This window comes from Nocardiopsis sp. NPDC055824 (assembly GCF_053616335.1).
On record NZ_JBSHDN010000012.1, the window covers coordinates 14,491 to 28,059 of the forward strand.

Consider the following 13,569-nt stretch of genomic DNA (forward strand, 5'->3'; position numbering starts at 1 on the left):
AGCCCTACGGCTCCGGGTTGGCCGCCAGCCCGCCCTCCGGAATGACCCGCTCCAACGGCATGTCCCACGGCAGCAGGTTCCACGGACTCCGCACATCCTCGGTGAGCAGACCCAGAGCCGCCCACACCCGGTCCGCCCCCCCGTGGTCCCCCTCCACGCCCTTGTCCCGCCACAGCAGGTACCCCGCGTGGAAAGCCGTCGACAACTGCTGCCACGACGAGTACCGGCGCTGCAGGTCCGAGGCCACCCGCCGCAACAGGGTCTGCGTCTCCACCGGGCTCAGCCAGTCCAGGGTCGCGCCCCCGCACACCAACCGGATCACGTGCACCGACCGCCACCACTGGTACGCCCCGATGATCACCGTCTCGTCGGCCTCGCCGACCCCCGTGACGGCACGCAACCGGACGACCTGCTCCGGCGTCAGCAGCACGTGCCCGCCCGTCGCCTGGCCGCCCTCGTCCCGGGGGAACCGGGAACGCGCGATCCCGCCCCTCAGGTCCACGACCAGGTCCAGGGTCGGACTCGTGTGCAACTCGTCCAGAAGACCCTCCACGGCCGCCAGGAGCGACTCCCGGTCCGTCACCTGCCACTGGCGCTCCAGCAGCCGCCGGTAGCGGCGGCGCAGCGACGGGCGCGCCACCACGTCCCAGGGCTCGGCGAGCGCCACCCGGAACGGGGCGGCGACGGCGGCCGCCCAGCGCTCCGTGCTCAGCGGCGCGTCGGGATCCTTGGTGCGCACGGCGGGGGACTCACGGGCGCCGATGACCAGCTCGGCGAAGGAGCCGGCGACGAGCGCCGCCGCGGGGAGGAACGACCAGCCCGCCTGGCCCACGGCCACGAGAAGGACGACGAGCAGGGCGAACGGGGTCAGCAACCAGGGCTGGCGGCGTCGGGAGCCCCAGGCCACCACGACCCAGGCGCCGATTACCAGTGCGCCGACGATTCCGGCCACCGCGGTCAGCACCTGCTGCTCCTCTCCTGAGAACTCGTCCGTGATCTTCAAGGATCAGGGACACGCGGTCGCCGGGACGACCGAACCCACGGGTTGTACTCAGGTTGTGGCCGTGATGTGACCGGTTCGGCCCGCCTTGCCCGGGGATAAAGTGACAAAAGGCCCATTTGTGGTCGAACTGGCCGGGTAGTTACGCAGGTTCTGGCCCCGCTGACCGCTCCTCAGTACTTGGGCCCCACGAACTCGTCCATCCGCGCTACGGCCGCCCGCTTCGACACCGACACGATGAACGCATCCCGGTTCGGGAGCTTCACCTCCACTCGGCGCCTCCATGAGATGCCGAGCCGGTCGAGGGCATGGACAAGAAGGTTGCTGATGTCCTGTGACGTGTTGGAGAAGAAATAGCGGGGGTACTCGTAGTACTTCCATCCTCCGTCTGTCTTCTTGCGCACACGGTTGGACACGCGGCAGCCGTCGGAGTGGATCAGTCCTCGGATGAAGGGTTCGGGGCACTCGTCGACGGCCTCCTGCTGCCAGGGTTCGAGGATGATCGGTCGTGAGTGCTTCATTCCCTTGCCGTTCTGCGGGAAGATGCAGCGCCAGTGCTTGGAGGTTCCCTTGACCTCCGTACAGCCCTGGCGCCGTACCTGGAAGGCACCCACGGGGAAGACCGTGGATATCGTTCGTGCGCACTCCTCGATGAGGCCGGGCCATGTGTCGCAACAGGCGATCGACAGGTAGTCGACCCCGTTGCGGATACGTCCGATGTACCCGTCTCCCAAATAGAGACCGAGCAGGTAGACGTAGGCTGCGGGGTCCAGGGCACCAGTCCCGCAGACAGGGCAGTAAGCGGTCCGGTCGGCTTCCGTCTGCGGGGACCGCCGGGTGCCGTAGCGCCAGTGCCTGAGCGCTTGGACGGAGACGCCGCACTGTTCCGCGATGGCGCGGTCGGTCAGGCCGAGGGCCTTGAGGCGAAAAGTCTCTTCAACGATGTCGCGTGAGTACATAGAGTGAAGATTCGCTCACACCTGTGACATTCGCCCACGTCCGGTCAATGCTCCGAGAAGCAGAAAAGCCACCCCTTGGGGTGGCTCTCGTACCCTGGGTGGGATTCGAACCCACACTGCGCAGGACTTGAATCTGCTGCCTCTGCCATTGGGCTACCAGGGCTTGGAGAATTTGTCAAGACATTCTCTGTAGTTTTCCCGGTCGGCCAGCGGCCCCGGTCAACGGTGGTGTCACGATTGGCGCGCATTGCCGGTCCCGACGCTCAGCATCCTAGCGGATCTCTGTAACCTCATGTACGTGACGAGGACGCAGAGCCGTGTGGTGATCGCGGAAGACGAGGCCCTGATCCGCCTGGACCTCAAGGAGATGCTGGAAGAGGACGGTTACGCCGTCGTCGGCGAGGCCGGGGACGGGGAGACCGCTATCCGGCTTGCCCGGGAGCTCAAGCCCGACCTGGTGATCACCGACATCAAGATGCCGGTGCTCGACGGCCTCTCGGCCGCCGAGCGCATCGCCGGTGAGCGCATCGCGCCGGTCGTCATCCTGACCGCCTTCTCCCAGCGAGAGCTGGTGGAGCGCGCGCGGGACGCCGGGGCCATGGCCTATCTGGTCAAGCCGTTCAACAAGTCGGACCTCGTGCCGGCCATCGAGATGGCCACCTCCCGCTACGCCGAACTGGCGGCGCTGGAGTCGGAGGTCGGCAACCTCCAGGACCGTCTCGAGACCCGCAAGCTGGTCGAGCAGGCCAAGGGGCTTCTCCAGGGGCGTCACGGGATGAGTGAGCCCGAGGCGTTCCGGTGGATCCAGAAGAACTCGATGGACCGGAGACTGACCATGAGGAAGGTCGCCGAGACGGTCGTCGAGACCCTCGGGGGACAGTAGGCCGACCGGGCCGACCCCCGCGACCCTGAACCGGGGCCGCACCCGACCGGGTGGGGCCCCGTTGTCGTGTCCGGGGGAGGGAGGGTGAGGGGCGGTGTGCCGGGGGTGACGAAAACTAGACGAATGGCCACCGTCAACGGTCGATGGATACCATTTTGATCTCGTTTGCGCACAATGGGGTGACGGTTGGGTCACGTGGCTTTAGCTCTGCTGAATGACCAGGCTAAACCGGGCTAAACTCGCCGCACCGAACAGTAAAGGACAAGCGGTGTCGAATGCTCGCATTTGGTGCCGTCACCCTCAGATGCGCAAGGAGCGCGCGTGCGCACACGTCTCGTGACCGTGTTGCTCGCCCTGATCACCGCCATCCTGGTGATCCCCGGGCCAGTGGCAGCGGCAGACGAACAGGGCGGTGAAGCGCTGCACGGTCAGATCCTCAACCCGGAGAACCGGGATCAAGGTGTCGAAGGCATCGGGATCACGGTCTACGACGGTGAGGACGAGATCGGGGCGGCGGAGACCGACTCTGATGGAATGTGGGAAGTGGAGCTGCCCGAACCGGGCACCTACCGCGTAGTGGTGGACCAGGAGTCCGTCCCCAGCGAGTACGTCGTACGAGAGGGCATCATCGTCGACGGCGAGACCGAGGTCGAGGTCGAGGCCGACGACCGGCGTCCCCTCATCGTGGCCCTGGAGGGCGCGGGCGCCGCGGAGGGCGGTGACGCCTCGGAGTCCCCCTCGGAGGACGCGGCGGACGACTCCGGCGGCGAGGCCGGGGGAGAGGACGGGGCGGTCGCGCCGACGACGGGCGGCGGCAGTTCCTTCGGAGCCCAGTTCCTGCAGCTGACCGTGTCGGGGATCCTCTTCGGCCTGGTGATCGCGATCTCCGCGATCGGTCTGTCGTTGATCTTCGGTACGACGAAGATGATCAACTTCGCCCACGGTGACATGGTGACCTTCGGTGCGATGGTGGCGCTGTTGTTCAGCACGGGTGCCGCGGGGTTGGGCAATTCCCTGTTGGCGATCTTCGCGGGTATCGGGATCGCGGTCCTGATCGGCGGGTTGCTGGAGGCGAGGCTTCCGCGGACGACGCTGATCGTGGCCCAGTGGGTGGCGATCTTCGGCGGTATCGCGCTGGCGACGACGCTGGGGGTGATGGGCGACTCGATCGACTGGCAGGTGCCGCTGTGGTTGGCCGCCGCGATCGCGGTGGTCATGGGCGCGGTGCTGGGCGGGACGATGGAGCGCTACATCTGGCGTCCGCTGCGGCACCGCAATGTGGCGTTGATCCAGATGTTCATCGTGTCGATCGGTCTGGCGCTGATCCTGCGCCACGTGATCCTGGTGATCTTCGGTGCGGGCCGCAACCGCTATGCGGGTTACCAGATCCAGGAGCTGGTCCAGCTGGGTCCGGTGGCGATGGCGCCGCGTGACCTGGTGATCATGGGTGTGGCGGTCGCGGTGCTGGTGGCCGTGGCGTGTCTGTTGCAGTTCACCCGGATCGGCAAGGCGATGCGGGCGGTGTCGGACAACCGTGACCTGGCGGAGTCGTCGGGTATCGACGTGGACCGGGTGACCCTGTACGTGTGGGGTCTCGGCGGCGGTCTGGCGGCTCTGGGCGGCGTGCTCTACGGGCTGAACCAGGTGGTCGAGTACGAGATGGGCTTCCGCCTGCTGCTGCTGATGTTCGCGGCGGTCATCCTGGGCGGTCTCGGCACGGCGTACGGCGCGATGGTCGGCGGTCTGGCCGTCGGCCTGGTGGCGATGCTGTCCACCCTGTGGTTCCCGTCCCAGCTCATGCAAGCGTGGGCACTGGCCCTGATGATCCTCATGCTGCTGGTCAGGCCCCAGGGCCTGCTCGGTCGGCGCGAGCGGGTCGGCTAGGAGAGGTAGACGATGGACATCCTTTCGATCCTCGCCGAATCAACCCGTTCGGCGTTCGGTCCGATCGCGGCGATCTATGCGCTCGCCGCCATCGGTCTCAATATTCATTTCGGTTACACGGGCCTGCTGAACTTCGGTCAGGTCGGTTTCATGCTGGTGGGCGCGTACGGCGTCGGGATCAGTGTGGCGGTGTTCGATCTGCCGCTGGCCGCCGGTTTCGGTGTGGGCCTGTTGTGTGCGTTGGTGTTGGCGCTGCTGTTGGGTATCCCGACGCTGAGGTTGCGGGCGGACTACCTGTCGATCACGACGATCGCGGCGGCGGAGGTGATCCGCCTGGTGTACCGGGCGGGTTTCGCGGAGCCGTTGACCGGTGGCGCCTTCGGTCTTCAGAACCTGTCGGCGGACTTCCGGACGCTGAACCCGTTCGACGCGGGTGAGCGGTACGGGTTCGGTCTGCTGGCCTACAACGGCAACCACTTGTGGGTCCTGGTGGTGACGTGGGGCCTGGTGGCTGTGATGGCCGGTCTGACGTGGTTGTTGATGCACAGCCCGTGGGGCCGTGTGATCAAGGGCATCAGGGAGGACGAGGACGCGGTCCGCAGCCTGGGCAAGAACGTGTTCGCGTACAAGATGCAGGCGCTGGTGCTGGGTGGTCTGATCGGTTCGCTGGCGGGTTGCATGCTGGCGGTGTACCAGGCGTCGATCCAGCCGGACCAGTTCAAGCCGCAGGTGACGTTCTTCCTGTGGGTGATCCTGCTGTTGGGCGGTGCCGGGCGGGTGTTCGGTCCGGTGCTGGGCGCGATGGCGTTCTGGTTCCTGATGACGTTCACCGACGGTGTGCTGCAGGGCATGGGCGCCCTGGGCTGGCTGCCGTTCCTGGACGGTCCGGACTACGGTGCGATCCAGTTGGCGTTCGCCGGGTTGATGCTGGTGGTGCTGATCGTGTTCCGGCCGCAGGGTCTCATCGGCGACCGTAAGGAGATGTTGGTCAATGTCAAGTGACGAGGCGAACGTCGGCGCGGGTGTCGACCGGATGGTCGGCGCGGAGCCGGTTCCGGGTTCGGCGAAGTCGGATCCCATCCTGGTGGCGGACGGTGTGCGCCGGTCGTTCGGCGGTCTGACCGCTGTGGACGTGGAGCACGTGGAGGTGCAGCGGGGGACGATCACGGCGTTGATCGGTCCGAACGGCGCGGGTAAGTCGACGCTGTTCAACCTGTTGACCGGTTTCGACCGGGTGGACAGGGGCCGGTGGACGTTCGAGGGCCGGGCGATCAACGGCAAGCGCGGCCACCAGGTGGCGCGTGCGGGGATGGTGCGGACGTTCCAGCTGACCAAGGCCCTGACCCGTATGACGGTGTTGGACAACATGCTGTTGGGTGCGCCGGGTCAGTTCGGGGAGCGGATGGCGGGTGCGTTCCTGCGTCCTGTGTGGCAGAGGCAGGAGCGGGAGAACACGGCGCGTGCGCTGGTCCTGCTGGAGCGTTTCAAGCTCATCGACAAGCGTGACGACATGGCCGGCTCCCTGTCGGGCGGTCAGCGCAAGCTGTTGGAGATGGCGCGTTCGCTGATGACGGATCCGAGCATGATCATGCTGGACGAGCCGATGGCGGGTGTGAACCCGGCGCTGGTGCAGTCGTTGCTGGGGCACATCACGGCGTTGCGCGACGAGGGCAAGACCGTGTTGTTCGTCGAGCACGACATGGACGTGATCATGGGTATCAGCGACTGGATCGTGGTGCTCGCGCAGGGGCGGGTGATCGCCGAGGGCCGTCCCTCGGACATCCGTGCCGACCAGCAGGTGATCGACGCCTACCTGGGCGCCCAGGAGGAGACGGTCGAGACCCAGGGGAGTGGCGAATGACGGGGAAGGGCGGCCCGGGTCCGGGTCCGGACGGGGTTCCGGCGGAGGCCGAGGACGCGGCCGTGGTCCAGGAGCACCGTGAGGAGGTCCTGGAGCAGGCGAGGGCCGAGGCCGTGGAGGTGGGCGGTCCGGAGGACTACCTGCTGTTGGCACGGGACCTGGTGGCGGGTTATGTGCCGGGGGTGAACATCCTGAACGGGTGCACCCTGACTCTCACCGAGGGTGAGGTCGTGGCGATCATCGGTCCGAACGGTGCGGGCAAGTCGACGCTGATCAAGACGATCTTCGGGCTGATCCCGGTGCGCGAGGGCGGTCTGACGCTGCGGGGCGCGAGTATCGCGGGTCTGCCGGCGCACAGTCTGGTGGAGCGCGGTGTGGGGTACGTGCCGCAGACGCAGAACGTGTTCCCGTCGTTGAGCATCGAGGAGAACCTGCAGATGGGGGCGTATCTGCGGCCCCGTTCGTTCGCCGAGAGGTTCGGGGTGGTGGCGGACCTGTTCCCGTTGTTGGGGGAGCGGCGCAAGGCCAAGGCGGGTTCGCTGTCGGGTGGTGAGCGCCAGATGGTGGCGATGGGTCGTGCGTTGATGATGAATCCGTCGGTGCTGCTGCTGGACGAGCCGACGGCGGGTCTGTCCCCGATCTATCAGGAGGAGGTGTTCCAGCGGGTCAAGGAGGTCAACGAGACGGGTGTCTCGGTGGTCATGGTGGAGCAGAATGCCCGCCGGTGCCTCCAGATCTGTGATCGGGGCTATGTCCTGGACCAGGGCCGCAACGCGTACACGGGTTCGGGTGGGGATCTGTTGAACGATCCGAACGTGATCGAGTTGTACCTGGGGACGCTCGCGAAGGGCTGACCGGGTGTGCGGAGGGGCGGGGCCTGCGGGCTCCGCCCCTTTCGTCGTGTGCGGGGGCCGTGGCCTTCCCGGCGGCCTGTGGGGCCGCGTTCGCCGTGTGCGGGGCCGTCTGTGCGGTGGGGAGGGGCGGTGTGTGGTCCCGGCGGCGGGGGCGCGGTCGGTCTGTGGCCGGGCGGTGTGCCGCCCGGGGCCCGCTCCGGGAGGTCCGGGCCGGTGCGGCTGTGCGGTCCTGGGGCCGCGCCGGGGTGTGGGTTCGGCGGATGTCCCGGCCGGGTGCCCCTGGAACACGGGAGAGGCGCCCCGGGTGTTCCCGGGGCGCCTCGGTGGTGCCGGTGTTCTGGGGGCGGGTCACCGCGGGGTGGCCGCCCGGCGGGGGTTACCCGTCGACGGAGTGCTCCTCGTAGGCGAGGATCTCGTGGCCGTCGTCCCCGAAGTGGAAGATCTCGAAGGTGGCGGCGGTCGGGTCGCCGTTGTCGTCGAAGTCGATGTTGCCGCTGACGCCCTGGTAGTTGATCTCCTCACCGTCGGCGAGGAGGTCGCGGCACTCGGCGAAGCTGCCGCACTCGGTGCCCTCGGGGCGGCTGATGTTGGGCAGCTCGGCGACGTAGTCGCTGGGGGCCACGCTGTCGGCGGCCTCGGCGGCCAGGGCGATGGCGGTGACGCAGTCGTAGACCTGGGGGGCGAACTGGAAGACGTCGAGTTCCTCGTTGAACGAGGTGAGGCCCTCGGTGAACTCGGGGTTGTCGGCGCTGGGGGCCACACCGGTGATGCCGTTGACGCTGTCGGGGTCGTCGGCGTTGACGGTCTCGCCGAGGGCGGCGTCGTTGAGGCCGTCGGTGATGAACAGCTGGTCGCCCGCGACGCCGGACTCCAGGAGCTGGGCGATGACCTGCGCGCCCTCCTCGAAGGCGATGAGCGCGACGGCGTCGGGCTCGTCGCCGCTGACGGCGTTGACGACGGAGTCGAAGGTGGTGGCCTCGGGGTCGTAGGTCTCGTTGACGGTGACCTGGGCGCCGAGGCTCTCCAGTTCGGCCTGGAGGCCGTCGGCGTAGCCGCGGCCGTAGTCGTCGCCGCGGGAGACGATGGCGACGTTCTGGTGGCCGGCGTCGGCGATGGTGCGGGCCATCACGATGGAGGAGAGGGCGTCGCTGGGGGCGGTGCGGAAGTAGTATCCGCCGTCCTCGATCTCGCTGAGCTCGGCGGCGGTGTTGGAGCCGGAGCACTGGACGATCTCGGCACCGGTGATGGTGTCGTAGGTGGCCTGGGTCATGCCGGAGGCGGCTGCGCCGATGACGGCGTTGACCTCGTCGGCGACGAGGGCGTTGGCGGCCTCGTTGGCCTGGGCGTTGTCGCCGGCCTCGTCGGCCTCGACGATGTCGGGGACCTCGGTGCCGAGGATGCCGCCGGCGTCGTTGATCTCCTGGACGGCGTACTGCGCCGCGGTGATCTGGGGCGGGCCGAGGAAGGCGAGGCTGCCGGTCTGCGGGTAGAGGACGCCGAAGGTGAACTCCTCGCCGCCGCCGCCGGCGTCGCCCCCGCCGCCCTCTCCGCCGTCGCTGCCACACGCGGTCAGTCCGAGTACCAGGGCCGCGGTTGCGGCAGTCAGGCCCAGGACCTTCTTGCTTGCCATGATCGTGGTCACTCCGTTCAACCGGCGAAGCACGCGTTGCGTGTCGCAGCGGTGCCGTTGTTGCGTGTGCGCCCTGATGCCCGCGGTGTGTGGCATGACTTAATCAGGAGCGTTAGCGGAGCTTAATCATGGATCTTCTACCTCGGAAAGAACATTTCGGGCGTTGGTGCCGACTCGCCGTCATGCTGTTATGGCTCTGTAGTCATCACGGGGATCCCAGTGCATCCGGCTGGACGGTTGCGAGCTCTGCGCACACGGGGGAAAGCATTCTGTCGCGATGACCAGGCATGACGAAGCCCGACCGTCAAGTGTTGAGGTCGGGCCGGGGAAAGACGGGAAAGCGCCGGGTAGCGGTCCGAAGTGGTCCTTACCGAATAAGGAAAAACCCTTGGCCGTTATTGCGCCGCGGTCGTGTGGGAGCCCTTGCGGCCGGTCCGCGGCGGTCCCTCCTCCCCGAGGCCCGCGCGCGTGTGCCCTACGCCTCGGGCGCGTCGCGGAGCATGCACGTGAGCCGCGAGGTGCACACCTTGCGGCCCCGGTCGTCGGTGATGGTGATGTCCCACGTGGCCAGGGTGCGGCCCAGGTGCACCGGGGTGGCCACACCGGTCACGTGCCCCGAGGTCGCCGAGCGGTGGTGCGTCGCGTTGATCTCGATGCCCACGGCGATGCGGCCGAACTGGTGGGCGTGGACGGTGGAGCCGATGGAGCCCAGGGTCTCGGCGAGGACGCAGGAGGCGCCGCCGTGGAGAAGCCCGAACGGCTGGACGTTGCCCTCCACCGGCATGCGGCCCACCACGCGCTCGGCGGAGGCCTCGGTGACCTCGATGCCCATGGTCTCGCCCAGGCCGCCCGCGAGGGCGCCGGTGTCGAGCATGCGGCGCAGCGCCTCGGAGTCCGTCGTCATGATGTGTGCCTTCCGATTCGGTGGAAATGAGCCCGGGCCGGGTGAAAACGCCCGGTGCGGGGCCGGGGTCCTCGCGGGGGTGGCCGCGAAGTGTCCGCTCCGCATCCTAGGATTCGTCTGTGGTGACGAATCGAGAGACCCCCGACCAGACATCCCAGGCCGGCGCCGGGGCGGGCAGTGCCGCCCCCGCGGACGGCGGTGGGCGCCCGCGCCTTCTCCTCCTCGACGGCCACTCGATGGCCTTCCGGGCGTTCTTCGCGCTGCCCGTGGACAAGTTCGGCACGAGTACCGGGCAGTCGACCAACGCCGTCTACGGTTTCGCGTCGATGCTGGTCAAGCTGTTGCGTGACGAGGAGCCCACGCACGTGGCGGTGGCGTGGGACCTGTCGGGCCCGACGTTTCGCCACGAGGAGTACGAGGAGTACAAGGGGGGCCGTTCCGAGACCCCGCCGGAGTTCCCCTCCCAGGTGCCCCTCACCCAGGACCTGATGCGGCTGATCGGTGTGGCCAACCTGTCGGCGCCGGGCTTCGAGGCCGACGACGTCATCGCCACCCTGGCCCGCCAGGGCTGCGAGGCCGGGATGGAGGTGCTCATCGCCTCCGGCGACCGGGACGCCTTCCAGCTGGTCACCGACTCCTGCACGGTCCTGTACCCGGGGAAGAGCCTGTCCGACCTGCGGCGGATGGACCCGGCGGCGGTCGAGGAGAAGTACGCGGTCCCCCCGGAGCGCTACCGCGACCTGGCCGCGCTGGTGGGTGAGAAGGCCGACAACCTGCCGGGCGTGCCCGGGGTGGGCCCCAAGACGGCCGCCAAGTGGATCGCCAAGTACGGGTCCCTGGACGAGCTGATCGCCCACGCGGACGAGATCGGCGGCAAGGCCGGGCAGAACTTCCGCGACCACATGGACGACGTCCTGCGCAACCAGCGCCTCAACCTGCTGGCCACGGACGTGGAGCTGGGCGCCGACGTGGCCTCGCTGGTGCTGGGCGAGGCGGACAGGGCCGGGGTCGACGCGCTCTTCGACAACCTGGAGTTCGCCTCCAACCTGCGCGAGCGCCTGTACGCGGTCCTGAAGACGGACGGGGACGGCGGCGCCGGGGAGGGCGCGGCCCCGGCGGCCGAGGGGTTCGCGGTGGACCTGACGGTGGCCGGCACCGGGGAGCTGGCGGCGTGGCTGCGCGAGCACGCCGCGGCCGACACCCCGGAGAGCGACACCCTCACGCCGCAGGCGCCGGCGGGGCTCGCTCTGGACGCGGTCTGGGGGCAGGGCTCGGGCCGGGTGGACGCGCTGGCGATCAGCGTGCCGGCCGGCGCGGCGGTGTTCGTCGACCCGACGCTGCTGGACCCCGCCGACACCGAGGCGCTGGCGGGGTTCCTGGCCGACCCCGGCCGGCCCAAGGTGGTGCACGAGTACAAGGGCGCCCTGCTGGCGCTGGGCGCGCACGGGTGGTCGCTGGGCGGGGTGGTGAGCGACACGGCCCTGGCCGCGTACCTGGTGCAGCCGGGGCAGCGCCGGTTCGACCTGGCGGACCTGTGCCGCAGGTACCTGGGCCGGGAGCTGGAGGAGGACACGTCGGGGGACCAGCTCTCGCTGGACCTGGGCGAGGGCGGCGACGCGGGCTCGGGCCGCCAGCACCTGCTGGCGGTGCGGGCGGCCGCGACCCGCGACCTGGCGGGCGTGCTGACGGCGGAGCTGGACAAGCGGGGCGGGACGCACCTGCTGGCCGACGTGGAGCTGCCGCTGGTGGACGTGCTGGCGCGGATGGAGCGGGCGGGCATCGCCGCCGACCGCGAGTACCTGGAGGGGCTCCAGGAGGAGTTCGCCTCGGCGGCCCGGGGCGCGGTGGAGAAGGCGCACGAGGTGGTCGGCCGGGAGTTCAACCTGGGGTCGCCCAAGCAGCTCCAGCAGGTCCTGTTCGAGGACCTGGGCCTGCCCCGGACGAAGAAGATCAAGACGGGGTACACGACCGACGCGGACGCGCTTGCGTGGCTGGCGGCGCAGAGCGACCACGAGCTGCCGGGGGTGCTGCTGCACCACCGCGACCAGACGAAGCTGAAGACGACGGTCGAGGGCCTGATCAAGACGATCGCCGACGACGAGCGCATCCACACCACGTTCAACCAGACGGTGGCGGCGACCGGGCGGCTCAGCTCGACGGAGCCGAACCTGCAGAACATCCCGGTGCGCACGGACGTGGGCCGGCGCATCCGGCGGGCGTTCGTGGTGGGCGAGGGGTTCGACGAGCTGCTGACGGCGGACTACAGCCAGATCGAGCTGCGCATCATGGCGCACCTGTCGGGCGAGCAGGCGCTCATCGACGCGTTCAACAGCGGTTACGACTTCCACGCCCAGATGGCCGCGCAGGTGTTCGGGGTGCCGGTCGGGGAGGTCGACGGCGAGGCGCGGTCGCGGATCAAGGCGATGAGCTACGGCCTGGCCTACGGGTTGAGCGCCTACGGCCTGTCCCAGCAGCTGGGGATCGCGCCGGAGGAGTCCAAGCGGTTGATGGAGGACTACTTCGCGGAGTTCGGCGGGGTGCGCGACTACCTGAACGCCGTGGTGGAGGAGGCGCGCCGGGTCGGGTACACGGAGACGATCCTGGGGCGGCGCCGCTACCTGCCGGACCTGACGAGCGACAACCGGCAGCGGCGCGAGATGGCGGAGCGGATGGCGCTCAACGCCCCGATCCAGGGGTCGGCGGCGGACATCATCAAGGTGGCGATGCTGCAGGTGGACGCGGCGATCACCGATCGGGGGCTGTCCTCGCGGGTACTGCTCCAGGTGCACGACGAGCTCGTGGTGGAGGTCGCCCCGGGGGAGCGCGAGGAGGTCGAAAACCTCGTGACGCACGAGATGAACTCGGCCTATGCTCTGCGTGTCCCGCTGGGCGTCTCGGTCGGCAGCGGGCAGAACTGGCACGACGCCGCGCACTGAGCGGGGCGCCGGCGGCCCCGGTCCCGGGGCCGCCGCGAGGGACGCGGGAGGCGGGAACGGTGGCGGCGCGCGGTGGGACCGGCGACGGGGGCGGGTTGACCGTGGGTTCGGTCACGGTTCCCGCCGACGCCCTGGTGTGGAGGTTCTCGCGGTCCTCGGGGCCGGGCGGGCAGCACGTCAACACCTCCGACACGCGTGTGTCGCTGTCCCTGGACGTGGCGGGGTGCGGGCCCCTGGGCGAGGTGCGGCGCCGGCGGGCGCTGGAGCGCCTGCGGGGGCGGCTGGTGGACGGGGTGCTGACGGTGACGGTGCAGACGCACCGGTCGCAGGTCCGCAACCGGGCCGAGGCGCGGGAGCGGATGGAGTCGCTCCTGGCCGAGGCGACGGCTCCGCCGGCGCGGGGGCGGCGGGCGACCCGGCCGGGTCGCCGGGCCGAGCAGCGTCGCCTCGATGCCAAGCGGCGCCGCGGTGACGTCAAACGGTCACGCTCTCGTCCTCCTTTGGACTGACCGGAACCGGGGCCCGTAACTTTTTTCCCGGGGGTGCGGGAGGCGGTCCGCGGGTGTCCGCACAGCTCCCCGCGGGGCGCCGTGCGCCCGTGCGGACGTGGGTGTACCGTCCAGTTGATCTTGACCGCCATGCTCGGGTAAGTTGCGGC

The 13,569-nt window shown here is 69.2% G+C and carries 11 protein-coding genes and 1 tRNA gene; 7 read left to right on the plus strand and 5 right to left on the minus strand.

All coding sequences use genetic code 11. The annotated features are described in order from the left end of the window. Positions 1-4: 4 nt before the first annotated feature. The 3 genes from ACWGL3_RS05190 to ACWGL3_RS05200 form a co-directional block, all read right to left on the minus strand. On the minus strand, positions 5-964 hold the full coding sequence (locus ACWGL3_RS05190) for a DUF1266 domain-containing protein (protein WP_267950447.1): 960 nt from the start codon (positions 962-964) through the stop codon (positions 5-7). Between the two features lie 209 nt (positions 965-1,173). Further along, positions 1,174-1,959, minus strand: coding sequence for an LAGLIDADG family homing endonuclease (locus ACWGL3_RS05195; protein ID WP_344181710.1), 786 nt, complete (start codon positions 1,957-1,959; stop codon positions 1,174-1,176). Between the two features lie 90 nt (positions 1,960-2,049). After that, positions 2,050-2,122: transfer RNA gene (locus ACWGL3_RS05200), tRNA-Leu, on the minus strand. Between the two features lie 156 nt (positions 2,123-2,278). On the opposite strand from ACWGL3_RS05200, the gene ACWGL3_RS05205 reads away from it, so the two are divergent. From ACWGL3_RS05205 to ACWGL3_RS05225, 5 genes are all read left to right on the plus strand, one after another. After that, positions 2,279-2,842: an ANTAR domain-containing response regulator gene (locus ACWGL3_RS05205; protein WP_267950446.1), complete on the plus strand. Its 564-nt coding sequence runs from the start codon at positions 2,279-2,281 to the stop codon at positions 2,840-2,842. Positions 2,843-3,163: 321 nt separating this feature from the next. Next, on the plus strand, positions 3,164-4,726 hold the full coding sequence (locus tag ACWGL3_RS05210; protein ID WP_344181708.1) for a branched-chain amino acid ABC transporter permease: 1,563 nt from the start codon (positions 3,164-3,166) through the stop codon (positions 4,724-4,726). Between the two features lie 12 nt (positions 4,727-4,738). Next, the gene (locus ACWGL3_RS05215) at positions 4,739-5,728 is read left to right on the plus strand and encodes a branched-chain amino acid ABC transporter permease (protein WP_267945750.1); all 990 of its coding nucleotides are present in this window, start codon (positions 4,739-4,741) and stop codon (positions 5,726-5,728) included. Beyond that, positions 5,718-6,587: an ABC transporter ATP-binding protein gene (locus ACWGL3_RS05220; protein WP_267945749.1), complete on the plus strand. Its 870-nt coding sequence runs from the start codon at positions 5,718-5,720 to the stop codon at positions 6,585-6,587. Before ACWGL3_RS05215 ends, ACWGL3_RS05220 begins: the two co-directional genes overlap by 11 nt. Then, the gene (locus ACWGL3_RS05225) at positions 6,584-7,441 is read left to right on the plus strand and encodes an ABC transporter ATP-binding protein (protein WP_267945748.1); all 858 of its coding nucleotides are present in this window, start codon (positions 6,584-6,586) and stop codon (positions 7,439-7,441) included. Before ACWGL3_RS05220 ends, ACWGL3_RS05225 begins: the two co-directional genes overlap by 4 nt. 376 nt (positions 7,442-7,817) lie before the next feature. On the opposite strand, the gene ACWGL3_RS05230 is transcribed toward ACWGL3_RS05225, so the two are convergent. After that, positions 7,818-9,071: an ABC transporter substrate-binding protein gene (locus ACWGL3_RS05230; RefSeq protein ID WP_267945747.1), complete on the minus strand. Its 1,254-nt coding sequence runs from the start codon at positions 9,069-9,071 to the stop codon at positions 7,818-7,820. A gap of 475 nt (positions 9,072-9,546) precedes the next feature. Then, on the minus strand, positions 9,547-9,975 hold the full coding sequence (locus tag ACWGL3_RS05235) for a PaaI family thioesterase (protein WP_267945746.1): 429 nt from the start codon (positions 9,973-9,975) through the stop codon (positions 9,547-9,549). Between the two features lie 119 nt (positions 9,976-10,094). Between ACWGL3_RS05235 and polA the strand changes: the two genes are divergently transcribed. Both polA and arfB read left to right on the plus strand, forming a co-directional pair. Beyond that, on the plus strand, positions 10,095-12,911 hold the full coding sequence (gene polA, locus ACWGL3_RS05240; RefSeq protein WP_452460923.1) for a DNA polymerase I: 2,817 nt from the start codon (positions 10,095-10,097) through the stop codon (positions 12,909-12,911). A 95-nt stretch (positions 12,912-13,006) separates the two neighbouring features. Continuing rightward, on the plus strand, positions 13,007-13,420 hold the full coding sequence (gene arfB, locus ACWGL3_RS05245; RefSeq protein ID WP_267945744.1) for an alternative ribosome rescue aminoacyl-tRNA hydrolase ArfB: 414 nt from the start codon (positions 13,007-13,009) through the stop codon (positions 13,418-13,420). Positions 13,421-13,569 lie beyond the last annotated feature (149 nt).

Excerpts from the sequence above, each read along its gene's own strand:
- ACWGL3_RS05195 (WP_344181710.1), bottom strand. The coding sequence starts at position 1,959 with ATGTACTCACGCGACATCGTTGAAGAGACTTTTCGCCTCAAGGCCCTC.
- ACWGL3_RS05215 (WP_267945750.1), top strand. The coding sequence starts at position 4,739 with ATGGACATCCTTTCGATCCTCGCCGAATCAACCCGTTCGGCGTTCGGT.
- ACWGL3_RS05220 (WP_267945749.1), top strand. The coding sequence starts at position 5,718 with ATGTCAAGTGACGAGGCGAACGTCGGCGCGGGTGTCGACCGGATGGTC.
- ACWGL3_RS05225 (WP_267945748.1), top strand. The coding sequence starts at position 6,584 with ATGACGGGGAAGGGCGGCCCGGGTCCGGGTCCGGACGGGGTTCCGGCG.
- ACWGL3_RS05230 (WP_267945747.1), bottom strand. The coding sequence starts at position 9,071 with ATGGCAAGCAAGAAGGTCCTGGGCCTGACTGCCGCAACCGCGGCCCTG.
- ACWGL3_RS05235 (WP_267945746.1), bottom strand. The coding sequence starts at position 9,975 with ATGACGACGGACTCCGAGGCGCTGCGCCGCATGCTCGACACCGGCGCC.